A 23,706-nucleotide genomic window follows, 5' to 3' on the forward strand; every position below is an offset into this window, starting at 1 on the left:
AAATGCACAGCGACAACCGAGCCCGTTCGAATAAGCCCGGCGAGAAAACTCTCCTGATCAGGAATCCATACGCGCCGCGAGACTTCGCGGCCGCATGTCGAGCCACGTCGCGTTCACGTGGTCGAGGCACGAGGCCCGATCCCTCGGGCCAAACGAAATTTCCCAGCCTGCCGGTACCGCGAGATATTCCGGCCACAGCGAGTGCTGTCCCTCGTCGTTGACGAGTACCACATAGCTCGCATCGGGATCTTCAAAAGGATTGGACAAGACGGCCCTCCCGCAGTCATTGCTTGCGGCGAACATCTTCATCCTGTTCGCACACTGCTTGCGCGGGCAACGTTGTTAAGACTGGCCGTAAACACCCTGGCCCTCAGTCGGCACTGAACTGCGCTTTCGACGGACCTGACTTCTTGTTCACATCGAAAACCTTGCCGCCCAGCAGCGCCGCGCCGAGCGGGGTGAGCGAATGCAGGACGGTGTTGCGGTAGCGCAGCGTGTTGATGAGACCGGACTGCCGCAGCACCCCGGTGTGCTGGCTGACCCCGGCGTTGGAGATGCCCAGCCGCTGGGCGAGCTCGGTGGTCGTCCTGCTCTCGGTGAGCTCCTGGAGCACCAGCGACCGGGTCCGGCCGACCAGGGCGCCCAACGCCTGTTCCTCCCCGCTCTCGCCACCCCACAGCGCGGTGGCCGCGGCGGCGTCGTGCACGGCGGGGAAGACCAGCATGGGCGTGCTCACGCCGTGCTCGGTCCCGACCAGCGTGGTCACGCGGTCGTGCAGGAACACCGACGGCACCAGCGCCAGGCCCTGCCCGTCGAGCCTGATCTCCCTCGGCCCCTCGCCGCGCGTCTCCAGCACCGGCGAGTTCCACCGGAGGTGCGGGTGCAGGGTGGCGAGCAGGCGGTCGGTCCCACCGGTGGTGGCGATCCGGCCGCGAGCGTCCCGCTCGGCGTCGAGGAACAGCCGCATCCGGTTCCAGTGCGGTTCCACCGCGAGCCGGGCGAACAGCCGGACCAGCTCGGCCGCCTCCGCGGCGGGCACGCCCGCCAGCCTCGGCGGAGCCGAGTCCCGCACCGGCTTGCTGATCAGCCACAACAGGTCCGGCACCGGTCGCACCGCGCGGACCAGCGCCCGCACCCGCTCCCAGTGCGGCCCGAGCGCGCCGATCGTCTGCTGCCGCCAGGCCCCGAAGGCGTCCCCTCCCCGGGTCCTGCTCAGCGCGTCGAGCGCGAAGACGGCCTCGGCGGTGTGGCCGAGCGTGGCCAGGATGCGCACCCTGGCGATGTCCTGGACGCCGAAGTGGATCCGCTGCGGCTCTGCCGCGGTCTCCCGGTGTGCGACGGCGTCGCGTGTCACGCTCATGCCCCGACCGACAACCGCTGGGGCCCGGCGGCGACCCGTCGGGCCAGCCTGCCGCTGAGCTGCAGGGACTCCACCTCGCCACGGGCGTCGCGGAGGAACCGGCCCTGGTGCGTTCCGTGGTCGGCGCCGACGTGGCGCACCGAGAACACGTCGTCGGCGCGCAGCCGCAGCGTCGCGACGAACCCGGTGCCGTCCTCCACCAGCAGGTCGCCGGTGCGCTGCTCCCGGACCCGGAACCGAGTGGCCCCGTTGACGTAGTCGCCGGTGAACGGCGCGGGGTCGGGCGCGGATCCGGTGTCCGGTGGGAGCGGCGTGGTGCCGCCGACCACGAGCCCGTGCCGGGCGAGCTCGGTGAGCAGGTCGGCCCACAACGCCATGCCGTTGCTGCCGTTGGTGTTCAACGCCACCACGGTGCGGGTCGCCGGGTCGTAGCGGACAGAGCAGCTGGTACCCGCGAGGGTCCCGTCGTGCCCGGCCCACCACCCGGTCGGCCCGTCGTGCAGCGCGCAGCCCAGCCCCCACGCCCCGGCCAGCCCGAACGGGACCGGCCCGACCGGCTCGCGCATGAGCGCGCCGAGCGTCGGGTCCAGCACCTCCTCCGGTCCCGCGCCGGCCTGCGCCAGCGCCAGCGCGACCAGGTCCTTCGCCGTTCCGGCGAGCCCGCCCGCCGGTGCCCAGCTTGCCGCGAGCAGCGCGTCGACCGACGTCGCCCGTCCCGCGCTGACCAGGTGCCCGACGGCGAGCCGCGGGTCGTCCAGCCGGGTCAGGCCCAGGCCGAGCGGCTCGGCGAGGAACGCGCGCACCGCCTCCCACCAGCTCAGCCCCGTCACCGTCTCGATCACGCGGCCGACCAGGACGTACCCGGTGTTGGAGTAGGAGAAGACCGATCCGGGCACCGCGACGCAGTCGGAGTCGGCGACGCTGGCCACGTACCGGCGCAGCGACGGGTCGGCGTCGTCGTCGAGCTCGTGGTCGGAGACCAGGCCGCTGACGTGGCCGAGCAGGTGCCGCAGGGTGATCCGGCGCAAGCCGCTGACGGCGCTGCCCGCCAGCTCGGGCAGGTAGCCCGTGACGGGCGCGTCCAGCTCCAGGTCGCCGTCGCCGACGAGCTGCATGGCCACCGTGGCGGTGACGGTCTTGGTCACGGACCCGAACGCGAACGGGACGTCCTCGTCGATGTCCGACCGGCCGGCCCTGGTGCCGCCGGCGACCGCGTGCACGGTCGCCCCGGCGCGGTGGACCGCCAGCTGGGCGCCGGGAACGCCATGTGCGGACACCAGGGCTCGGAGTGTCTCGGCAAGGTGAACGTGCTCCATGGAACAGCCCCCAACTCCGGTGGCCGGCGTCAATCGACGACCACCTTTCCCTTGCATATCAATGTTGCTGAACACCAGTACGCAGAACAGAAACATGAATTTCGCTGCGCGGCTGCCGCAAGCGTGCCCCGCACAAAAGCACGCGGGCAGCGTCCGAATGGAGCAATCGACCATTGCCAACCCCGACACAAGCGAAAAACAAGCGGCCCCCGGCCAGGGTTTCCGGAAATGCTCCACGGAGTTTCAAACTCGCGTTGACCGCACACCAGGGCAGGCGTAACCGCTACGCGCGCGCGAATGCCAGCGGGCGGGCAGCCGCTCGCCGAGGCGCGATCACGGCTGGTCGGAGCCACCGGACCGAGGACGAGCGGACCCTCGACGCCGAAACGGAAACCCTCGCCAGGGATGCGTGTTCCCCCGAGGCGGCCCAGCCACTCGGAACATCCTCGAAACGGGTACCCGACTCGAATGCCGCGCACACCCAGCAAGAAACACGCGAAACTGACCTCTTCCGAGTGAAGGGCCAAGAGAAGTTGAAACCCGGATTGACTCAAAACCCTTGACGCCTGTGCAAAAAAGTCAAATCGCACACACCGCCGGAAGCGGCCGGGAGGAACCGGTTCCGCGTACTGCGGCCGCCAACGCCACAACCACCCGAAACACCTGGTTCACCGGCACGATCTCCGGCTCGCCGGACTCCGAGGTCCCGGTTCACAGTGATGAAATCCGGAACAGCCGCGCACCACCGCGGTGGCAGTACGTCGAGATCCCGCCCGACGTCGAGATACCCGGCGATCACGCACCTAATACTGTTACTAGGCTTCTCCGCATCGCACAACGCGCAGCCTGCGCCAGTACACCATTCGAATGCCCGGCGAGCGACACAACGACCACCGACACTTGGTAAAGCTTACTTCCAATCCCATCCAGGCGTGCGAGCGGATCACCGCACCACCCCGACGAGATACCGAATCGCTTCCACAGCGCTGATTCGGTCACTTCGCTCACTCCGGCCGACGCCATGACAAACCTCGGCACTGACATCGCGGATTGTCGCGGCGATGCCATTCGCTTCCTTGAGGTTCACAGCGCCGATCACGGGTGTTGTCCCCGGCGCCACCCTCCGGACATCTCGGCACTGACTACTGGTGCGGCCAACGAACCAGTCCCGACCAGGAGGTTCCATGTCGTCGAAGTTCGGCCGCCGAGGGATCGCACTCGGTGCGGTCGCCGTCGCCGTGCTGGCGGCAGCGCCGTTCGCGCTCGCCGAGAACCCCACCCCCGACGCCGGTGCGCGAGGCACCGAGCGCTCCCAGGGTGACCGCACCTCCGATGTCCGCGACGCGATCAGGGGCGGGCGGGCGAAGAACGTCATCCTGTTCATCGGCGACGGCATGGGCGACTCGGAGATCACCATCGGCCGCAACTACGCCAAGGGCGCCGCGGGCAGGCTCGCGCTGGACGAGCTGCCGCTGACCGGTGCCTACACCACGTACTCGGTGACCAAGGGCGACCCGTCCAAGCCGGTGTACAACCCGGAGTCCGCGGCGACCGGCACGGCGTGGGCCACCGGCTCGAAGTCCTACAACGGGGCGATCTCCGTGGACGCCTACGGAAACCCGCTGCCGACGCTGCTGGAGCTGGCCGCGCGCAACGGCTTGCGCACCGGCGACGTCACCACCGCCGAAGTGCAGGACGCGACGCCCGCCGTGCAGGGCGCGCACGTGGTCAACCGTGACTGCAAGGGACCGCAGTCGATGACCCAGTGCCCGACCAACGCCAAGGAGAACGGCGGCGCGGGCTCGATCTCCGAGCAGCTCGTGCAGACCAGGCCGGACGTGCTGCTCGGTGGCGGCAGGAAGTTCTTCACCGAGACGGTGCGGGCCGGTGAGTTCAAGGGCCGGACCGTGCTGGACCAGGCAACGGCCGCGGGCTACGAACTCGTCACCGACGCGGCCGGGCTCGCCGCCGCCACCGGCCGCAAGCCGCTGCTGGGCCTGTTCGCCGAGAGCACCATGGAGGTCCAGCTGAGCGGACCGATGGCCAGGGTCGGCGGCACCCCGCCCTCGGTGTGCGGTCCCAACCCGAACCTGCCCGCGACGGCGCCGAAGCTGGCCGACATGACCCGCAAGGCGATCGACCTGCTCACCAGGCAGAGCAGGCACGGCAAGGGCTTCTTCCTCCAGGTCGAGGGCGCCAGCATCGACAAGCAGGACCACGCGGCCAACCCGTGCGGCCAGATCGGCGAGACCATCGGCTTCGACGAGGCCGTCGCCGCGGGCATGGCCTTCGCCAGGAGCAACCGGGACACCCTGGTGATCGTCACCGCCGACCACGGCCACACCAGCCAGATCATCGGCAACGACACCAGGAGCCCCGGCCAGACCGCGACCGTGGTCACCAAGGACGGCCAGCCGATGACCATCAACTACGGCACCGCCATGCCGGGCGCGTCCCAGGACCACACCGGCACGCAGGTCCGCATCGCCGGTTACGGCCCGCAGGCGGCGAACGTCGTCGGCGTCACCGACCAGACCGATGTCTTCCGCACCATCAGCCGCGCGCTGAACCTGAGGTGACGACCGTGGGCGGGGCTGGCGCACGCCGCCGGTCCCGCCCACTGACCACAATGGACAAAGCGGCGATCGCGACGCACAACCACGCGAACACGTCGCCGAACCGCGCGTACGGCGTCGACCCCGGTCCGGCGGACAGCTCGGCGGTGACCCAGGAGAAGCCGTCGCGGCCGGTCGTGCGCGTTTCCGCGATCACCCTGCCCCAGCCGTCGGCGATGGTCTGCATACCGCGCTGCGCGCTCCAGACCACGGGATAGCCGTACTCCACGGCCCTCAGCACCGCGGCCCTGCTGTGCTGCTCACCGTTGACGTCCTCGTCGGAGGCGGGGATGGCGACCACGTCAGCTCCGGCGTAGTCCCGGCTCGGCCCCGCCATGTTCACGTCCATGCAGATCTCCACGCCCACCCGGGTGTCGGGAACGAACGCGAGAGTGTCCCCGGGCCTGGTGTTCGGCGCGGTGCCGATGTTGTGCTTGCGGTACACCACCGACTCTCCCCCACCGGCGGGCACGCCGAGCGCGGCGTTGTAGCGCCCCTCCGGCGCGCTGAGGATGACCCCGACCACGACGTTGACGTCCCTGGCGCGCGCGATCTCCCGCATCGGTCCCGAGAGCTCCGCCAGGCTGGTGCCGTCCCCGGAGAAGATGCCCTCCGGCAACACGACAAGCCGCACTTCCTTGGGCAGCTGGGCTATCTGGCCGACGTAGGAGGCGACGGTCTCGCGCCCGGCGGGCGTGGCCAGGTCGGTGCCCCAGTGGGACTGGTTGCGCGCGACGGCGGCGACGAGCTCGCCGGAGCCGCTGTCCTGGACAATCATCCGGACGGAAGCCCCGCCCACCGCGAGCACCGCGAGCACGGCGACCACCACGGCGGTCCACACCGCCGGCCGCGAGGCGAACGCGGCCGCGATGACCGTAGGAACCAGCAACACCAAGAACTCCACACCCCAGCCGCCGGTCACCGAGGCGATCTGCAGCAGTGCGGGCGCGTTCCCCAAAGTCGATGCCATCGTGCCGACGACGCCGACGGGACTGAGCAGAGACACCAGGAACAGCACACCGGTCCACACGGCGGGCACGGCGAGAATGCCGAGCAGGACGTGTCCCCGGCCGAGCAGAGCCCGGAAGAGCACCGTGGCGAGCGCGAACAACACCGCGCCCCCAAGGCAGATCCCGATCGCGACCGGCATCGGCACGTCGTGGGAGACGGAGTAGTAGGACCACATGTTCGACGTCCCGAGCAGGTACGCCGCGAAGGCCGTCCCGGCGGCGATCCACCAGGGCATCTCCACGGCGAAGAGCAACACGGGGATGGGTGCGAGGAAGGCCAGCAGCGGCTCCGGTCGGAGTCCGGTGCCGAGGTAGAACCCCGCGGCCGAGACGAGCAGGAGGGGAATCGCGGCGAACCTACTGCGCAGTACCCGCAATACCATGGAGGATCCTTCCGGTGGTGCGCTTGCACAACGCCCGGAAGTCCGCTTCGGACAGTGCCATCCGGCCGCCGAGGTAGAGCTGGACCATTCCCTGGGCGTGCGCGACGAGCGTGAGCGTCACCTCCAGCGGGTCGTCCTCCCGCAGCAGCCCTTCACCCATACCTTGGCGCACGAGCGTCAGCAGCGGGGTGAAAGTTGGCGAAGTGCCTGAGAGGAAGTCGCTGGGGAACCGCCTGGCGTCCTCGCGGCGGTCGGTGTGCAGGAACGTGTACAGGTTCGGGCTGCCGAGCGCGAAGTCCAGGAAGTCATCGAGCAGCCCGTACATCCGCGACATCAGGTCGGTGTGCGGCCGTTTTCCCCACCCCTGCGCCACCTCGGCGAACAAGGCGTCGGCGACCGCGCGCACCAAGGTCTCGCGGTTGGGGTAGTGCCGGTAGGTCGCCATCGGCGAGATCCCGGCGGCGGCGGCGACCCTGCGCATGGTCACGGCGTCGGCGCCCTCGTTGAGCAGGATCTCGCGCGCCGCGGCGGCGATCCGCGCGGCAGTGGGGGCATCACTCACGTGTACAGCGTACGCAACCCGACCCGGCCCAGCCCGCGCGACACCGGGGTCCACAAAGGACAGTCCAACCCGCCCGAACCGCGCCCCACTCCGCCAACCCAGCCGAGACGCGGAGGTCTCACCAACCCACGTCCGCCCCCGGACCAACCCCACCGAACAGGAGCGCCGTGGCTCCCCGCCCCCGCACCCCGGTGCGCACGTCGACCGACTGACGCGGCCGGGGTTTTCGCGTTTTGTCACCTAGATGCGCAAAAGAGCGCTCCCATTTCGCATTAAGCCTACAAAACGCGAAACGAGGGGCACGGGAGCGAGGGCGCCGGAGGTGGGGCGGGGGCGGGGAGGGGGTGGGGAGGGAGTCGGGAGGGGGCGGGGAGGGGGTGGGGAGGGGAGGGAGTCGGGAGGGGGCGGGGAGGGGGTGGGGAGGGGGTGGGGAGGGGGTGTTCGGCCCGGCGCGGCCGGTCCGTCCACGCGGTGGTGAACCCGGGTTGGATCCCGTCTGAACCGCGTTGACCTACGGTCTAGCGCGCCAGGAGTCTCCGCTCGGCCCGCTGACCGCCCGGCAGATGGTTGGTGATCAGGGCGTCAAGCATCCGAGGGAACCCTCCGCATTCGCCGGAGGGTGGAGACTGCCCCCGAAACGCCGTGGCCCAGAGCGGCCCGGCCTCTCCGCGCGGTCCAGTACCCGCCCGTCCGGCGCTCTTGGCACGAGGTCGCCCGGCCCGGGGCGGGGCGACCGCTGAGCATCAGGTGACGGCAGAGAGGAGTCAGCGGCATGCGGGAGACGTGCAAGGAGCGGTTGAGCAGGCGCGGTATCGCCAAGGTCTTGGCCGCCGCGGTTGTGCTGGCGAGCGCCTCCGCGTCGGTCGGGCTAGCCGCTCCGGCCAGCGCGAAGCAGCGGAAGGCCCCCGTGTTCGAGCCGGGCATCTACCTGGTCACCAATGCAGAGAGAGGCATCGGCGACCTGATGTCGGGCTGGGAGGCCGGACCGGTCCGCACCTCGGCGACCCGCGAGGTGCGGAACATGAACTACTTCTGGGAGGTCGCCCCGTCCAACAACGGCGGGTTCACCATCAAGAACGTTGGCGCGAACGCCTTCGCGGGCCTGGACGAGGTCAGGCAAGGTGAGCAGGTCCGCACCGGCGACAAGCCGGTGAACTGGATCATCGAACCGACCGAGGACAAGGGGTTCGTCATCGCGCTGCCCGGCGTGGACCTGGTCTGGAACGCGGACGGCGGAGCAGTGCGGGCACCGGTGACGCTGCGGCCCGCCAGCGGCGAAGCGCGGCAGCGCTGGATCTTCCGATCAGTGGAGTGACGGCCTTCGGACAGGGGGCGCCGCGGCGCCCCCTGTCCTGCCCGGCCCTGGGCGAACCCCGCCACCCAGCGGTTTAAGTTAGGCTAACCTAATCTACGACCGCTGGAATGACGGGAGCAGTCACTGTGCGACAGCGACAGGAGCCGACCGGCATCGACGCGCCCCCTGGCCGACCGAGGTCTCAGCACAGCCAGGGTGTCCCTAGCATCGCGCGGACCCGCGACGGGCGGGGCTTGTTCTACATGCGCTGTCCGGGGCCACCGGGTCCCGGGACGCCGACGGTGGTCTTCGAGGGAGGTTTGGCGGCGAGCCGCTCGTACTGGGCCCTGGTCCAGCCGGCCGTCGCCGCCGGCGCGCACTCGGTGGTCTACGACCGCAGCGGGCTCGGGCGCAGTGCTCCGGACCCACACCCCCGCACGCTCCGGCGACTCGCCGACGACTTGGGCGACCTGCTCGACCACCTCGGCCACGGGCCGTACGTGCTGGTCGGACACAGCTGGGGTGGACCGGCTGTGCGCCTGGCCGCCGCGGCCGCGCCCGAACGGATCGCCGGGCTCGTGCTGGTCGACCCCACCGATGAGGCGTGCGATCTCTTCTTCACGAACACCATGCGCCGCGTTGAGAAGGTCGGCCAGGTGGCCAGTGCCGCCCTCGCGCGGGTGGGACTGCTCAAGCTCGCCTATCGCGGCCTCATCTCAGCCCTGCCCACCGACGCGGGCAAGGACATGCTCGCCGAGGGGTTCTCCGTCGGGACGATGCGCACCAGGGCGGCCGAACTGGCGTCCGTCCCCAGCGACCTCACCGACCTGCGTGAGAACCCACCGCACCTGCCCGACGTCCCGGTCACAGTCATCTCCGGCGGGCGCACGTCCCCGGGGCTGCACAAGCGGATCAGGACCGCGGCGGACGCCTCCCACGAATACCGCGCGCAGCAGTCGCCCCAAGGGCGGCACGTGTACGCCAATCAGTCGGGGCACATGGTGCCCGTGACCGAACCGGGCCTGATCGCCACCGAGATCATGCGCCTGCTCCAGTGACACCGGCTCCTCGCCGAGCCCAACGCGGACACGTTGGCGACCGCCGACCAGTCACGCCCCGCGCCGGGGCGGCCGGAGGACCGCAGGCAGCTGGAACGCGTAGCCCGGGAGGCCAGTTCGAGCTGAGGCCAGTCGGCATACGCTTCTGTGTGACCGAGGAGGAGCGATGCGGCGACCGAACCCACTGCTCTGGCTGTGGTACGCCTTCGGCGGCCGCTTGCCGGACCGGTACCGCGACTGGGTGGTGCGCGACCTGACGTGCCGGACGTGGCTCCTGCGGCACTTCGTCCGAGTGCTGGTGGTCCTCGCCCCGGCGCTCGGGCTGCTGTACCTCGTCTTCGGTGTGCTGCTGGCCGGGCCTCCCGAGGTGGTGTTTCCCGCGCTCGCGCTCGGACTCTGCGTCGGCATGTTCTACTCGCTGTCCTACGCGCCGGAGAGCACCGACATCCGGCTCACCAAGTACGGCTTCCCGCGAGGACATGCCACGAACTCCCGTGACGCCTAACGTCCGGTCAGCGTCTCCCGGACACGCACGACGTCAGGCGTTGACGCCGGCGAGGGCGAAGAACTCCTGCCGAGATCGCGCGTCCTGGCGCAGGACTCCCAGCAGGGTCGAGGTGACGGTGTCCGATCCCACGGCCTGGACACCGCGCAGGGTCATGCAGCTGTGCTCAGCCTCGATCACCACCCCGACTCCCTTGGGTTGCAGGTGCTCGGCGAGCCAGTCGGCGACCTGCTTGGTCAACCGCTCCTGCACCTGCGGGCGACGGGCGAAGTGCTCCACGATCCGAGCCAGCTTCGACAGTCCCAGAATGCGCTCACCGGGCAGGTAGCCCACATGGGCCACGCCGACGAACGGCAGCAGGTGGTGCTCGCAGACCGACCGCACGGGAATGGCTCTGGCCAGCACGAGCTCGTCGTAGCCCTCGTCGTTGGGGAACGTGGTCAGGTTGAACGGGCGTGGCGTGAACAGCTCGGCGTAGGCGCGGGCCATCCGCCCCGGGGTGCCGATCAGGCTTTCGGAGTCCAGTTCGACGCCGAGCGCGCGGAGGAACTCGGCAGCGGCCTTCTCGGCAGCCGCCAGGTCGATGCCGGGATCAGGTTCGTGGACCACCCGCAGCGCGGACGCGGAGAACATGGACAGGCCCTCTCGATCGGTGACAACGGGGTGGGACCGGGGGCGCGAGCCGCACCGCCCCTCGGCGACCGGGAGGTGCTGCTCGGCCGACGTCGGGTCACCGGCTGCCTCGCCGGGACCGTCGGCGACGAGGAACACCACCTCGCCCCGCATAACGCTAAGAAATATTGGTCTTATTGCGCCACCCAGTCAAGCCAAGCTGTTCCACAGCCTTCAACACCGGCTCCGCGAACTCTTGTTGGTGCTATCGTGGCGAGGTGACGGCCGACCCGCAGATCCGGGCCATCGCGGTGCTGGATGACGAGCTGCGCCGAGGCATGTACGAGTTCATCCGCGCCGCGCGCCGCCCGGTCACCCGGGACGAGGCTGCCGCGGCGGTCGGGATCTCCCGCAAGCTCGCCGCGTTCCACCTGGACAAGCTCGTCGACGCCGGGGTGTTGCGAGCCGACTACCAGGCGGTCACGGGCATCCGGAAGGTCGGCCGGGCACCGAAGGTCTACCAACCGGTCGGGAACGACATCCGGATCAGCATTCCGCCCCGCCACCACGACCTGCTCGCCGGCATCCTGCTCGACGCCGTCCTCGCCGACAGCGGCAACGGGGGCGCGGACCGGGACGCCCGGTCCGCGACGCTGCGGGTCGCCCGCGAGCGCGGCCATGACACAGGTGCCGCTGAGCGCGAGCGGACCCGCCCCGGGCGGCTGGGCGCCGAGCGCGCCCTCACCCTCGCCGCGGCGGCGCTGGCACGGCACGGCTTCGAACCGGACCGCAGGTCACCGACGTGCATGCGGCTGGCCACTTGTCCATTCCACCCACTGGTCGCCAAGGCACCAGAGATGGTGTGCGGGATCAACCACGCCTTCCTCGTCGGCCTGCTCGACGGGTTGGGCGCCACGACCGTCGAGGCCGTGCTCGATCCACGAGCCGGTGAATGCTGCGTCGAGCTGCGCACCCACTCCTGACCCGCGCCCGGAGTCGCGCGGAGGAGGTGGCCAAGGACATCTCCACGGGAGAATTCCTGTCCACAGTGGACGGGGCACCCCGCTGGGTGCCCCGTGGCGCATCAGCCCTGGAGCTCCCGTCCCCCGCCCCGCCTGCGCAGGTAGGCGAACCCCGGGATGCCCAGGATCGCCTGCCGGACCTCCTTGGTGACGTCGAGCAGCTCGTGGATGTCCGGCCCCACCCGGTCCAGCGTGCCGAGGATCGGCATGATGTCCTTCGCCATGTGCTCCGCGAGCTTGGGCAGCTCGTCGACCAGGCGGATCGCCGCCTCGATCTCGTGCGCCGACAGCTCGGTCACGAACCGCAGCATGGGCTTGGTGACCTGGAGGACCTCGTCCGCGGCGGCGGTCACCCGCCGCGCGTGCTCCACCGCCTCCTCGGCCGACGTGATCACCGTGTCGGTCCGCTCGATGAGCTCGTTCGCCCGCCGCACCGCCTCCTCGGTCGCCGTGAGCAGGCCGAGCAGCCGCCCCGGTATCGAGACGACGGTCGCGGTGGTCTGCACAGCCCAGCCGATCACCGCGGAAGGACTCAGGAGGTTCAACGCCATGGCCCCCAGTCTGCCGAACTGCCGACGGCGGCGTGGAGCCGAGCCAGGAATCACCGGTCCGGCTCCGGCAGATCGGTTCGTCACGATGACCTCCCCGAGAACTCCCGGGAGGATCAAGAACGGATCGGCGCACGCTCTTCCGGGCGTCACTGTCCGCGGGAGCGCCACCCTGACCAAGTTCGCGGGCAACCACGTATCCGGCGCGACGCCGTCCGGCAGCGTCCAGTTCTCTGACGAGAGCGGACGAAGGGTCCTCGTCGCGTCAAGACAGCATCTGCTCGGCGTAGAGAGCGTAGACAGCAGCGCAGCGCAGCATCGCGGCTTCGTCGATGTACTCGTCAGGGCCGTGTGAGACGTCGAGGCGACCGGCGCCGTAGCCGAAGGCGGGAATGCCCAGCTGCGCGTACCACCGGATCTCCAGGATGCCCGCGCACATCTCGAACCGTGCCGCGCTGCCCTCGACCTCGGTGACCACACGGGAGAGGGCCACCGCCGCCGGGTGGGTCTCCTCCGTGCTGGCCGGGGGCTGTAGCTGGGTCACCTCGACCGACACCTTCGCGTCGATCTCCCGGGCGGCCTCGTCGATGAGGCCGGTCAGGCGGGCGAGCTCGCCGTCGAGATCCTCTTCGGGGTTGTAGCGGGCGTCGACGGTGAAGTAGGCCGAACCGGGCACGACGTTGAAGTTCGAACCGCCCCCGGACATGCCGCCGACGACGAGCATGGAGCCGCGCGCGTCGTCGGCGTTCATCGGGAAGCTGGTGTGCTTCTGCGCCATCTCCCGCGCGTAGGCTTCGACGGGCCTGGCCACGTGCAGCATGTGGGCGAAGGCGTTCACTCCCCGGTTCGCTTGTCCCACGTGGGCTTCGCGGCCGTGGACGTCCACGCGGAGCGAGATCGCGCCGCGGGCGGCGTTCCAGATGCTGCCACCGCTGGGCTCGCCGGTGACCATGGCAACCGCCCGGGGATCGATCAGGCCGGCCTCGCGCAGGTGCCCCGATCCCACCACGCTGCCGGTCTCCTCGTCGCACACCAGGTGCAGCACGATGCGGCCGTCGCCGAGCAGCCCGAGCTCCTTGGCGGCCGCGGCGCCGTAGAGCATGCTGACGATCCCGCCCTTCATGTCCGCCGTGCCCCGCCCGATGATCCGGCCGTCTCGACGCCGGGCCGTGAACTGCGTGCGGCTCTGCGCGGGCACGACGTCGAAGTGGCCGTGGAAGTACAGCAGCTTCGCGCCGTCACCGACGGTTCCGCGCACGACGCACGGGTCCTCCAGCTCGCCGGTCGGGGCGATCCGGAGGATCTCCGGGCTGAGTCCCAGGTCGTCCATCGCCTCGCGCAGGACCGCCGCGCAGCGGCCCAACGCCCGGCCGGGCGGGTTCTCGGAGTCGATCGCGACGAGCTTTTCCAGCAGCGCGGCCATGTCCTCGGCCCGCTGGTCGAGCCATGCCCGCACCCGCGCGACGTGGTCGGTCACGAACGCCACCTTTCGCCACCCCTTCGAGTCACCTCGCGATCTTCCCACGGGACGTCCCGGCGGCAGGTTCGCTGCTCCTCAGGACGAACACCAGCACGTCCGTCCACACCGGACAGACGTCCGCGGCAGTCGACCCGAGGTGGCGCGCCGTCCCCGTACCGCAGTGAGTGCGCGCGCGTGCGGTCAGAGTTTTCGCGTTTTGTCACCATGATGCGCGAAAGAGCGCTCTCATTTCGCATCAAGGCTACAAAACGCGAACGGCGGTGTGGAGAAGGGGCTCACACCGCCGCTCGGAACAGGTCGCGCACTTCCTCGTCGGTGGTCTGCGCGAAGTCCCGGTACGACTCGCCGACCGCGAAGAACGGCGACGGCGTGGCGGCGCACACCACCTCGTCCACCTCACGCCGAAGCTCCTCGCAGGTGGAACCGGGTGCGGTGGGCACCGCGACCACCACGTGACTCGGCCCGAGCGCGCGCACCGCCTTGATCGCGGCTCGCATGCTGGCACCGGTGGCGATGCCGTCATCGGCCAGGATCACCGTCTTCCCGGCGAAGTCGGCCATCGGCCGCCCCTCGCGGTAAGCGTGCTCCCGCCGCAGCAACTCCCGGCTTTCCCGGTCCGCCACCCGCTGGATGACCTCGGGCGAGATGCCGAGTCGGCTGACCACGTCGTCGTTGATCACCGCGATACCGCCGCTGGCGATCGCGCCCATGGCGAACTCGGACCGGCCCGGCACCCCCAGCTTGCGCACGAGGAAGACGTCCATCGGCGCACCGAGGCTCTTCGCGATCTCGTAGGCAACGGGTACCCCGCCGCGGGCCAGGCCCAGCACGACGACGTCGTCGCGATCCCGGTACGGCTCAAGCGAGCCGACCAGCGCCCGCCCGGCATCCCGGCGGTCTCGAAACAGGCGGTTCGACATGCTGGGCGGCTACCCGGGCCGTGCCGGGCCAAACCGGCACGCACCGGAAGTCGTCCACTGTGGACAAATGCGCGGCTCAGTCCACCCGGAACACGATGATCGGCGGCATCCGGTCGAGGATGTCGGCCTGGTCGGGGTTCTCCGGCAGCGCGAACGCCCGGACGGCCCACGGCGCCCGGACGGAGCGGACGTACGCGGCGACCACGTCAGCTGCCTCGGCCCCGTCGACGGCTCGGGCGCGCACGGCACGGCGCTCGTTCCCGACGAGCACCGCGGCGTCAGCGGTGGCGAGCAGGTTGTTCGGCCAGTCCCGGCCACGGTCCGGGCAGACGAGGTAGTCCTTGCCGTCGCGCCGGAGCAGACCGACGGGTGTGCGCCGAGGCAGCCCGCTGCGGCGGCCGGTCGTCTCCAGCACGCGCAGGACGTACCCGCCCTCCTCCGGTGGCGTCGCTGGCGCAGCGAGGATGTCGGCGATCATCCGCCGGTTGAGCGCCGCCGGGTCCATCGGTTGTGTTGTCATCGCCTCACGTCCTCGTCCGTCGGAACGGCGCGCACGCGCCGGATGAGTCGCAACACCAGCCAGAGCAGCAGGGCGAGCACCCCGACCAGCAGGTACTCGATCAACGGGATGCGGGCCACCTCGTCGATCCGGTCGAGGCCGCGCCAGGAGTACACCGCCAGCACCGCCACGGCGAAGGCCGCCACGAACCACCCGCGCGCCGCCCGGCTCAGCCCGAGACCGTGCAGCTGGGTCAGCACGAAGACGCCCAGGAAGCCGAAGAGGAACATCGGCCACGCCCCGTCCGGACCGGAGCTCATCACCGCGACAAGCGTGCCGTGCACGGCCACCAGCAGCTCCAGGGCGAGGGTCCACCAGCGGTTGGTGTGCGCGGTGGTCAGGAACAGGCTGCCCTGTACCAGCAACAGGAACATGTAGAAGAAGCCGATGAGGTGGCCGCTGGTCGTCTCCATCGGGTGGTACCAGAACGTGTAGATCGCCGCCCAGCTGAACAGGTAACCGTGGTAGCGGCGGACGAAGCGGACGACGTCGGTGGCTATCGGCGCCGGGCGCCCCAGGACCAGGCCGCGGCGCCGGTTCTCCATGAGCAGCACCACCACGAGCAGCAGGACGACCGAGCCCTGGGAGCTGAAGATGGAGACGTCCTGGGCGAGACCGTCGTAGAACAGCTGCGTCTGCGCCCAGTGCAGCACGATGAAGCCGAGGTTGACGGCCAGGGCGACCAGGTTGACCGGGTGCAGCGTCGCGCTCGTCCGGCGGACCCGGGTCTGCGCGTAGTAGATGAGCCCCCACGAGGCGAGCTGGTGGGCGGCGTACCCGCCCCATGCCGACAGCCGGGTCCAGAAGGTCGGCTCGGGGAGCTTCCAGTAGTACCAGGACGCGCCCTGGTCGGGCAGCAACGCGACGTCCAACCGGGGCCCCGCCAGCCAGACCAGCCCGGTCAGCACCGCACTGGCCGCCAGCCCCCACCAGAGAACCGGCAGGGCCCGAGGACGACGATCGTTCAGCACACTGAGCATTATGCCTATGCTCAGCGTGCTGAACAATTCAGGCGATCGTCTCCACGGGGTCCGCAGCGATCAAGAGCCGCGCAGCGGCCACTGCCCCGTCGGTGCGCACTGCCGGGGCAACGGCCTTGGCCCGGGCCGCCAGGTCCGGTTCGAGAGCGCGGGCGAGAGCCTCGGTCAGCGAGTCAGCGGTCGGTGCGCCGGGCGCGTGCGCGGTTCCGATCCCCAGATCGTGGACTCGTTGTGCCCAGTAGTGCTGGTCAACGTGCTGAGGGATGACGACCTGGGGCGCCCCGGCTCGCGCGGCCGCCGTTGTGGTGCCCGCACCGCCGTGGTGCACGACGGCGGCGACCCGCTGGAAGAGCGCCTGCTGGTTGACCTCCCCGATGGACAGGCAGTCGGGTTCGTCGTCGGGCAGCTCCAGGTCTGCCCAACCGCGCAACACGATCGCGCGGCGGCCGAGCGCACGGGCCGCCTCGATCATGTTCTTGCTGAGGGCTTGGGGAGCGCCGATGCTGCCGAAGCCGAAGTAGACGGGTGGTTCACCGGCGTCGAGGAAGGCTTCCAGCTCCGCGGACAGCGGACGCTCGTCCGGCAGGATCCAGGCTCCCGTCTGGACGACATCCAACTCAGCGGGAGTGGGCCAAGGACCCAACGTCGGGTCGGCCGCCAGCCAGGGCGTGTCCGTGTACAGGTGGCTCCGCACGTCGGTGACCGGCGGCAGGCCCGCCGACGCACGATGGGCGTTGAGCGGGGTGCCCCAGGTGTCGTTCCAGCGTTGCGCGTCCCGGGCCCACAGCGTGAGGTTGTCGACCGTCCCGTCCGCCGGCTCCTGTCCCAGCATGGGGTAAACGGGTGGCGCGTGGTGCGGGGACGGCAGGAACGCCGGGCAGTAGCTGGCCATGACGTAGCGGACCCCCATCCGCTCGGCCACCGTGCGAGCGGCGAGGAGCAGGTACCCGCCCGCCACGATGACGTCACATCCTTCGGCTGCCGCCGTGACCGCCTCGAACTGGCCGGCGAGCGAGGCTTCCACCATCCAGCGCCGTTGCTCCGGTGTGAGCGGGCCCGCGGCCGGGCGGGCTTTCCCGGTCGAGCGCAGCTCGGGACCTACCGGCGTGAACGGGATCCCGAGGCCTTCGACCTGGTCGCGGAAGTCAGGCGGCGCACACACGCGTGCGTCATGCCCGAGGGCTTTCACCTGCGCCGCCAGCGCGACGACTGGCTGGACATCGCCACGCGACCCGATGGTCGACAACAACACACGCATTGGACTTCCCCCACTGCAACGGCCTCAGCTCACGGTCGGTCGATTCTGGGCCTGCCCCGGGGTCTTGCCGCAAGACCCCCGCTCCGCTATACGTTGGAAGTAGGGGTTTCGGCATTTCCGAGGACTCCGTTAACCCGGCTCCGTGAATCCACTGTGGACACCGAGGAGCCCGGCGAGGACTGGCCGGCACACCACCGTCCCCACCGGACTCCGTTGGTCAGTCGACCCGGTTCACGGCGTCAGCAGGTTCGCAGTGCCGTGCGCGCCATGTTCAAGTGGTGCAGGACAATGGGAGCGGCGCCGCGCGCCAGCTGCTTCACCTCGTGCGAGTAGCCGTGCCGGACCTGCTGGTGGATGAGTGCCAGTACCTGTTCGTGGGCTTTGACCTGCGCCCGGAGCCAGGAGCGGTCGAATGCGGTTCCGGACCTCTTCGCGAGCTGCCTGAGCAGAACCTGCTGTGCACGGGTCATGGTGCCGGGCAGTGCCACCCGTTCCCGCGTCGAGACCAGACGCAGCTTCGCGTCCATCTTCCTGTGATCACGCGCGAACTCGGCACCGAGGCGCCGCACGGTGGAACAGCGCGCCTTGTGCATCGCCAGAAGGCCCGCCGAGATCTCGAAGCGGTTGCCCTGGTGCGCCTGCATCAGGAACGACCGGTCCATCCGGCTGGACTCTGGCTGAATCACAGCGGAGGCGAGCGGGCCGGACTCGGGCACGGTCGCGGCCTGGGTGATGGTGGTCCCCGTCAGTACGAGAGCTCCGGCCACCCCGGTCGCCGCCAAGAAGTGCAATGGCTTCATGGTTCTTCCCCTGTCGTGGTTGGTCCTCTGTCCATGCGCGACACCCGTGCGCAGCCGACGACCACGGCCCGGTCGCCCACGCGAGGAGCCCAGCCGCTCACGGAGGCGGCGCGGCGGCGCGGAAACATCCACCCAGACACGCGCTCACACGCCCTGTCGGCGTCCATGAAGCTGGTGCCGTGTTTCTGGCGTCACAGGGGATACGCGCCAATCCGGTCCGTTCTGTCGGTTCTCCGACCAAGATCACGCAAATGGCTCACCGCCGGACCGCGCGACGTCCGAACGCGGCAATCGGGCAGGTACACCGATGGACGATGCGTACTCGCCGCGGTGAACCGGTGGCTCTCGGCTAGGGCCAGAGCGCTCAGGAAGAGCGGCTGATCACCGGCGCTGATCGTCGCCGTGGACGGCGGCGTGCTGGCGGGATGGGCTCGGCGGAGTTCTATCGACACCTCGGTTGGCGTGAGATCGGACGCTGACCCAACACTCTGCGTCTCGCCGATGACCATGGCCGCGACAAGGCGCTGATGGTTCTGGTGGCCTTGTAGGCCAGGCTCCCGAGTGCGGCCCGGGACTTCCAGGGGGCAACGGGATCGCCGGCTGGGCCGGCTCGGTGCCGCGCCGTGGACTCCAGGCGATCCGCCGGGCCAGAACTGTCTACTTCAGACAGACACCGGACTCCTCATCCGCCGCCGCGTCGCCCGCCCGGCTACTTCACGAGCGGGACCGTCGAGCTGCCCGGCGGCAATGCCGCTGGGGGCGGGGCATCCCCGGCCACGATGAGCGCGTAGCGCCCGGCGACAAGCGCGCCGGTCCGGCCTCGACCTGTGGTCGGGGCCGGACCGCTGGCGACACGCCCGCTACGCGGCCTTGGCGGCCTGGAACGCCTCGATGACCGTGCTGGGGATGCGGCCACGGTCGGAGACCTCGTGCCCGTTGGCCTTCGCCCACTCACGGATCGCCTTGGTCTCCTCCTTGCTGCGCCCCTCGCCCGAGCCGCGACGGCCGGTGCCGGACCTGGCACGGCCACCGATCCGCCGCGCGGCCTCGATGAACGGGGTGAGGTGCTCGCGCAGCGTGGCGGCGTTGGACTCGTTCAGGTCGATCTCGTAGGTGACACCGTCGAGGCTGAACTCGATCCGGGAAATGTCTTCCGAGCTGGTGTTGTCGAGATCGTCGATCAGCTGCACGATCGTGCGCTGGGCCATGGTGAATCCCCCAAGAAGGGTGTGAAACGGGTTAGCTGTCGCATTCACCGTAGCAAGAACACTTTGGTGGCCACCACCCCGATCCCGGCATCCCCGTTTTGCCGCCGCCGCGATGCCGAATCGTCACACGCCGTCCCCGCGAAGAAAGCACCGACCTCCGGGTGCCGACCGATCGCAGCAGCGACGACCCCTTACCTGGCCGAACAGAAGCGAGTGCGCACCGGAAAAGCAGACCCGGGCATGCGCTGCCGAGGAACCCGAACTGGCGAGTTCACTTCGACGTGTTTCCCATCCGGAACCGGCCTGACATCCTCGCTGGTCACGAACACCAGGAGTGGGATCGCCCCGGCAGGGCGACAACGACAGCCCCCACTCCGGGAGACGCCGGCCTCCCCGCACCTGATCCCACCGGCGACCAAGAGCATGACCTGCGATGAAACCCAAGCAGATACGGGAGAAGTTCACCGTTCGCGACACGCCGAACTCCAGCAATACAAGCCCTTCTCAGCTAATCATCACGGCAGCTGCGGCAATCACCTACATGCCACTCGACGCCGCCAGGACGGGATAAAGTCCAGCTCCGGGACGATCCGAGCACGGACGCCTGTCCCGCTCTAGGCAAACACCGTCAAGGCCTATCAACTCGGCGTCCGCTTCCGTGAGACGGATTCCGACACACTCCAACACGCGCAACCAGGACACGACCGGCGGGAGTGGCTATGGCCTGGTCATTCGAGCGCTAAGCGCGAACGGTGCGCTGAGGTGACCGACGACCACCACGGCCGGCCAGAACAGCGACCTCCCGCCGCCCTGCGATGGTGGCCGTGGGAGCTTGCGGGCGGCCACCCGTGAGGCACGTCCATGACATCATCGAGCCAAGCCAGGGCACCGAGGACGTCGTGGTGACCGACCCCCGGTTCACTGTCCTATGCAGACCTTGAACAGCGATCCGCCGCAGTGGTGGCCGCCCTGGTCGAACTCGGTTCGTACAAGACGAATCCGTTGTCTTGCAAGGCAAACTGTCGCTGCGGGCAGGACTTCCGGTGTGCGAGTCGCCTTGTTGGGATGGTGGTGTCGATGGAGCTGATGAAGGTTCGCGTCCATCGTGTGGTCGCTGGCCTTCGGACACTGGTCCGTGCCGTCCACCCGGGCGACGGACCTCCCAGAACCGCGCGTCAGCCACCACAAGAGACGAGGCCACAGCCTGTCGTTGTCGTACTGAGCTGCCGCTCCCCTGGACGATCGAACCTCTATCGGGCACCTCGGCGGTCGAGGGCTTCGCGTTGGGCGGGGGTGAGCCGACCGGGCCTGGCGACGATGGAGTAGGCGCCGGATCCAAGGCGCCGCACGGTGACCGGGTCGGTGATGTCGGGGCGTTCTCGGGCGTTGCTCAGCGCCGCGGCGACGCGGTCGCTGGGCCAGTTCAGTGCTGTGGCCACTTCGTCGACGGTGTGTGGTTGGCCGGTGTGCGCCAGAGCGGCGAGCACGGTGAACGCGTCGTCGGAGACGACCTGTGCCGCGCCACCGGACATGTCGTGGCTGAGTTGGGTGAAGAACTCCGCCATCTGCCGTATCCGTGCTCCGGCGGGTGTGGTGGCGCCGAGGATGGCGACCCCTTCCTGCGCGGCGTCTGCCCACATCGCGTTCTGCCGGGCGCTGGTCAGCCAGCTTCGTAGCCAGACGTCGTCGTCGATCAGGTAGCGCTCCCGTCGGCGCGGGCCGCGTTCTCGCTGAATCAGGTCCAGCGATTCCAGGTACCCGACGGCCTTGGAGACCGCCCCGGGGCTGACCTGGAGGTGGTGCACCAGTTCGGCGGCGGTCAGGGCGCCGGAGTCGGTGGTGATCAGGCAGGTGAACACGCGGGCCGCCATCCGGGGCATCCCGGTCGTGACCATCAACTCCGCGAACCGCTCCAGGAACTCTCGCGCCGCCCCGGGGTCGCGTCCGCCGGGGGCGGCCGGCCGCCGCGCGATCGGCCTGGGCCGTCGGGCACGCCGCCACGCGGCTCGGTGGGCCTGATCCGCGCGGTAGGCGGCGGGGCCACCGTTGCGGGCGATCTCCCGGCTGATGGTCGACGTGGGCCGGTCCAGGCGCCGCGCGATCTCGGAATAGCCCAGTCCGCCTGCCAGCCCGGACGCGATGTGGTGCCGGTCCCGCTGGGTCAGTCTGCCGCCCGCCATGGCGCCCAGTGTGCGTTCACGGGCTAACCAATGCAACGGGCTGTTGCGTTCATAGCCACACCGTCGCACGAGAATATGGCATTTTACCTGCATAAATACAGATCTGTTCGTTGCCACTTTTGGAAACCGCACCATAGCTTTCACGCATTCCTGAACGAGAGGGGTGTGGCGATGACGACGAGCGACAACGTGGTGGTCGACGTCGACGGGGTGCGGATGCGGTACGGCTCGGTCGATGTCCTGCACGACGTGTCCTTCCAGGTCCGTCGCGGTGAGGTGCTGGCACTGCTCGGGCCGAACGGAGCCGGGAAGACCACCACGATCGAGATCCTGGAAGGGTTCCGGACGCGGTCGGCGGGACGAGCCACCGTGCTCGGCACCGATCCGGCCCAGGCCACCGAGCAGTGGCGGGCGCGGGTGGGGATCGTCCTGCAGTCGTGGCGGGACCACGGGAACTGGCGGGTTCGGGAGCTGCTGGCCCATCTCGGATCCCTCTACGCCTGCTACTCCACCGAGCGCATCCGACGCCCCAGAGATCCGGACGAGCTCGTCGCCGTGGCGGGACTGACCGAGTTCGCGGACCGGAAGATCAGGACGCTCTCCGGTGGGCAGCGACGCAGGTTGGACATGGCGATCGGCATCGTGGGCCGCCCGGAGCTGCTCTTCCTCGACGAGCCGACGGCCGGGCTCGACCCGGAGGCCCGGCAGGTGTTCCACGACCTCGTGCGCCGACTCGGCGCACAGGACGACACGACCATCCTGCTCACCACGCACGACCTCAACGAGGCCGAGAAACTCGCCGACCGCATCGTCATCCTCGACGGCGGGCGGATCGTGGCCGACGGCACCGCCAGGGAGCTCGCGCAGCGCATCGCGGGCGAGGACGAGGTGCGCTGGATCCGCGACGGCGAGCACTTCGTCCGGTCGACCACGCGGTCCACCGAGTTCGTCCGCGAACTGCTCGGCCGGTACGGCGACTCGGTCACCGAGCTCGAAGTTCGCCGCGCCTCGCTGGAGGACACCTATCTCGCTCTGGTCACCAAGGCCGAGTCAGCGCTCCCAGGAACCGAGGTGGCTTGATGACTCCGACCGCGACCGCGGTGCGCGGCGGTTGGGAGCGCGGCCGGACGGAGCTGCGGCAGTCGTTCACCAACGGCACCGAGCTGGTGGGCCACCTCCTCTGGCCGACGCTGATGGTGATCGTGACGGTCTTCCTGCGGAACACGTCCTTCGGCGGCACCGGGTTCCTGCTCGGCACCCTGGTCCTGCCCAGCGTTCTCGGCATGAACGCCGCGATGTCGATGGTCAGCATCAGCCAGCAGCTCACCGCCGACCGGGAGGACGGCACGCTGTTGCGCGCGAAGGCCACCCCGAACGGAATGGTGTGCTACCTGATCGGCAAGATCATCTCGGTGGCCGGCGGCACGGTCGTGGATCTGGCGATCTTCCTGGTTCCCAGCATGATCCTGGTGAGTGGCCTCGCCACGGGCAGCGTGGGCTCCTGGCTGACCCTGGCGTGGGTGCTCGTGCTCGGGCTGCTGGCGGCGCTGCCGATCGGCGCGGTACTGGGGTCGATGTTCACCAGCGCCCGCGGCCAGGGACTGCTCACGCTGCCCATCCTCGCGCTGGTCGGGATCTCCGGGATCTTCTACCCGATCACCGCGCTGCCGGACTGGCTGCAGTGGGTCGCCCAGGTCTTCCCGGTTTACTGGCTCGGCCTCGGCATGCGGTCCGCCCTCCTGCCGGACAGCGCCGTGAGCATCGAGATCGGCCAGTCCTGGCGGCACCTGGAGACCATCGGTGTCCTGGGCGCGTGGTTCGCGCTCGGCCTGGTCGTCGCCCCGATCGTGCTCCGGCGGATGGCCCGCCGGGAGTCCGGTTCAGCAGTGGCCCAGCGGCGGGAGCGTGCCCTGCGGCGGATCGGCTGATCGCCTCGCTCCGTCCCTGAGCAGCGTGCCCCGGTTGGCTTGTGGCCCGCCGAGTTCGAACGCAACGGGCACTTTGCACTCCGCGGAAACGAGATCACCTCAAGTTCC

22 protein-coding genes are annotated in these 23,706 nt (G+C 69.7%); 7 read left to right on the top strand and 15 right to left on the bottom strand.

Annotated features, from left to right (window positions below; all coding sequences use genetic code 11):
• Window positions 1-57: 57 nt before the first annotated feature.
• The 3 genes from ACFFQA_RS27515 to ACFFQA_RS27525 all read right to left on the bottom strand — a co-directional run bounded on the left by ACFFQA_RS27515 (window position 58) and on the right by ACFFQA_RS27525 (window position 2,676).
• Complete coding sequence (locus ACFFQA_RS27515; RefSeq protein WP_377858329.1) at window positions 58-309, bottom strand: MbtH family protein; 252 nt, start codon at window positions 307-309, stop codon at window positions 58-60.
• A gap of 61 nt (window positions 310-370) precedes the next feature.
• Complete coding sequence (locus ACFFQA_RS27520) at window positions 371-1,360, bottom strand: ArsR/SmtB family transcription factor (RefSeq protein ID WP_377858331.1); 990 nt, start codon at window positions 1,358-1,360, stop codon at window positions 371-373.
• A complete protein-coding gene (locus ACFFQA_RS27525; RefSeq protein ID WP_377858334.1) occupies window positions 1,357-2,676 on the bottom strand; it encodes a serine hydrolase domain-containing protein in 1,320 nt (439 codons plus the stop codon). Before ACFFQA_RS27525 ends, ACFFQA_RS27520 begins: the two co-directional genes overlap by 4 nt.
• Before the next feature lie 1,184 nt (window positions 2,677-3,860).
• Between ACFFQA_RS27525 and phoA the strand changes: the two genes are divergently transcribed.
• On the top strand, window positions 3,861-5,255 hold the full coding sequence (phoA, locus tag ACFFQA_RS27530) for an alkaline phosphatase (protein WP_377858337.1): 1,395 nt from the start codon (window positions 3,861-3,863) through the stop codon (window positions 5,253-5,255).
• Here phoA and ACFFQA_RS27535 read toward each other — a convergent pair.
• Complete coding sequence (locus ACFFQA_RS27535) at window positions 5,230-6,684, bottom strand: nitrilase-related carbon-nitrogen hydrolase (protein ID WP_377858340.1); 1,455 nt, start codon at window positions 6,682-6,684, stop codon at window positions 5,230-5,232. The two genes, phoA and ACFFQA_RS27535, sit on opposite strands and share 26 nt — an antisense overlap.
• On the bottom strand, window positions 6,659-7,246 hold the full coding sequence (locus ACFFQA_RS27540) for a TetR/AcrR family transcriptional regulator (RefSeq protein ID WP_377858342.1): 588 nt from the start codon (window positions 7,244-7,246) through the stop codon (window positions 6,659-6,661). The genes ACFFQA_RS27535 and ACFFQA_RS27540 overlap by 26 nt, the downstream gene beginning before the upstream one ends.
• A 772-nt stretch (window positions 7,247-8,018) precedes the next feature.
• On the opposite strand from ACFFQA_RS27540, the gene ACFFQA_RS27545 reads away from it, so the two are divergent.
• From ACFFQA_RS27545 to ACFFQA_RS27555, 3 genes are all read left to right on the top strand, one after another.
• Window positions 8,019-8,561 carry a ricin-type beta-trefoil lectin domain protein gene (locus tag ACFFQA_RS27545; protein WP_377858344.1) on the top strand — a complete coding sequence of 181 codons (543 nt, stop codon included), beginning with the start codon at window positions 8,019-8,021 and terminating at the stop codon, window positions 8,559-8,561.
• Between the two features lie 281 nt (window positions 8,562-8,842).
• On the top strand, window positions 8,843-9,598 hold the full coding sequence (locus tag ACFFQA_RS27550; RefSeq protein WP_377858346.1) for an alpha/beta fold hydrolase: 756 nt from the start codon (window positions 8,843-8,845) through the stop codon (window positions 9,596-9,598).
• 166 nt (window positions 9,599-9,764) lie between these two features.
• Window positions 9,765-10,103 carry a DUF5313 family protein gene (locus ACFFQA_RS27555; RefSeq protein ID WP_377858349.1) on the top strand — a complete coding sequence of 113 codons (339 nt, stop codon included), beginning with the start codon at window positions 9,765-9,767 and terminating at the stop codon, window positions 10,101-10,103.
• Window positions 10,104-10,136: 33 nt separating this feature from the next.
• Here the strand turns inward: ACFFQA_RS27555 and folE are convergent, their stop codons facing one another.
• A complete protein-coding gene (gene folE, locus ACFFQA_RS27560) occupies window positions 10,137-10,736 on the bottom strand; it encodes a GTP cyclohydrolase I FolE (protein WP_377858502.1) in 600 nt (199 codons plus the stop codon).
• A gap of 257 nt (window positions 10,737-10,993) precedes the next feature.
• Between folE and ACFFQA_RS27565 the strand changes: the two genes are divergently transcribed.
• Window positions 10,994-11,698: a helix-turn-helix transcriptional regulator gene (locus ACFFQA_RS27565; protein WP_377858351.1), complete on the top strand. Its 705-nt coding sequence runs from the start codon at window positions 10,994-10,996 to the stop codon at window positions 11,696-11,698.
• A 101-nt stretch (window positions 11,699-11,799) separates the two neighbouring features.
• Here ACFFQA_RS27565 and ACFFQA_RS27570 read toward each other — a convergent pair whose 3' ends face one another.
• The 9 genes from ACFFQA_RS27570 to ACFFQA_RS27610 all read right to left on the bottom strand — a co-directional run bounded on the left by ACFFQA_RS27570 (window position 11,800) and on the right by ACFFQA_RS27610 (window position 21,670).
• Window positions 11,800-12,288: a Maf family protein gene (locus ACFFQA_RS27570; RefSeq protein WP_377858354.1), complete on the bottom strand. Its 489-nt coding sequence runs from the start codon at window positions 12,286-12,288 to the stop codon at window positions 11,800-11,802.
• Window positions 12,289-12,550: 262 nt separating this feature from the next.
• Window positions 12,551-13,762, bottom strand: a complete 1,212-nt coding sequence (locus ACFFQA_RS27575) for an ArgE/DapE family deacylase (protein ID WP_377858357.1) — start codon at window positions 13,760-13,762, stop codon at window positions 12,551-12,553.
• 278 nt (window positions 13,763-14,040) lie between these two features.
• A complete protein-coding gene (locus ACFFQA_RS27580) occupies window positions 14,041-14,685 on the bottom strand; it encodes a phosphoribosyltransferase (protein ID WP_377858360.1) in 645 nt (214 codons plus the stop codon).
• A gap of 76 nt (window positions 14,686-14,761) precedes the next feature.
• Entirely contained in the window at window positions 14,762-15,205 is a 444-nt protein-coding gene (locus tag ACFFQA_RS27585) for a nitroreductase family deazaflavin-dependent oxidoreductase (RefSeq protein ID WP_377858363.1), read from the bottom strand.
• Window positions 15,202-16,224 carry a hypothetical protein gene (locus ACFFQA_RS27590; RefSeq protein ID WP_377858365.1) on the bottom strand — a complete coding sequence of 341 codons (1,023 nt, stop codon included), beginning with the start codon at window positions 16,222-16,224 and terminating at the stop codon, window positions 15,202-15,204. The genes ACFFQA_RS27585 and ACFFQA_RS27590 overlap by 4 nt, the downstream gene beginning before the upstream one ends.
• Window positions 16,225-16,252: 28 nt before the next feature.
• Window positions 16,253-17,482 (bottom strand): glycosyltransferase, encoded by a 1,230-nt coding sequence (locus tag ACFFQA_RS27595; protein ID WP_377858368.1) that lies wholly within the window; start codon window positions 17,480-17,482, stop codon window positions 16,253-16,255.
• Between the two features lie 239 nt (window positions 17,483-17,721).
• Window positions 17,722-18,282 (bottom strand): DUF4142 domain-containing protein, encoded by a 561-nt coding sequence (locus tag ACFFQA_RS27600; protein ID WP_377858370.1) that lies wholly within the window; start codon window positions 18,280-18,282, stop codon window positions 17,722-17,724.
• A gap of 860 nt (window positions 18,283-19,142) precedes the next feature.
• Window positions 19,143-19,490 carry a histone-like nucleoid-structuring protein Lsr2 gene (locus tag ACFFQA_RS27605; protein ID WP_377858373.1) on the bottom strand — a complete coding sequence of 116 codons (348 nt, stop codon included), beginning with the start codon at window positions 19,488-19,490 and terminating at the stop codon, window positions 19,143-19,145.
• A 1,250-nt stretch (window positions 19,491-20,740) separates the two neighbouring features.
• Window positions 20,741-21,670: a GbsR/MarR family transcriptional regulator gene (locus ACFFQA_RS27610; protein ID WP_377858376.1), complete on the bottom strand. Its 930-nt coding sequence runs from the start codon at window positions 21,668-21,670 to the stop codon at window positions 20,741-20,743.
• A 171-nt stretch (window positions 21,671-21,841) separates the two neighbouring features.
• On the opposite strand from ACFFQA_RS27610, the gene ACFFQA_RS27615 reads away from it, so the two are divergent.
• Entirely contained in the window at window positions 21,842-22,750 is a 909-nt protein-coding gene (locus tag ACFFQA_RS27615) for an ABC transporter ATP-binding protein (RefSeq protein ID WP_377858379.1), read from the top strand.
• Complete coding sequence (locus ACFFQA_RS27620; protein ID WP_377858382.1) at window positions 22,750-23,598, top strand: ABC transporter permease; 849 nt, start codon at window positions 22,750-22,752, stop codon at window positions 23,596-23,598. The genes ACFFQA_RS27615 and ACFFQA_RS27620 overlap by 1 nt, the downstream gene beginning before the upstream one ends.
• The last annotated feature ends 108 nt before the right edge of the window (window positions 23,599-23,706 follow it).

The organism is Allokutzneria oryzae, assembly GCF_042429765.1.
In the GTDB taxonomy this organism is placed as follows: Bacteria; Actinomycetota; Actinomycetes; order Mycobacteriales; family Pseudonocardiaceae; genus Allokutzneria; species Allokutzneria oryzae.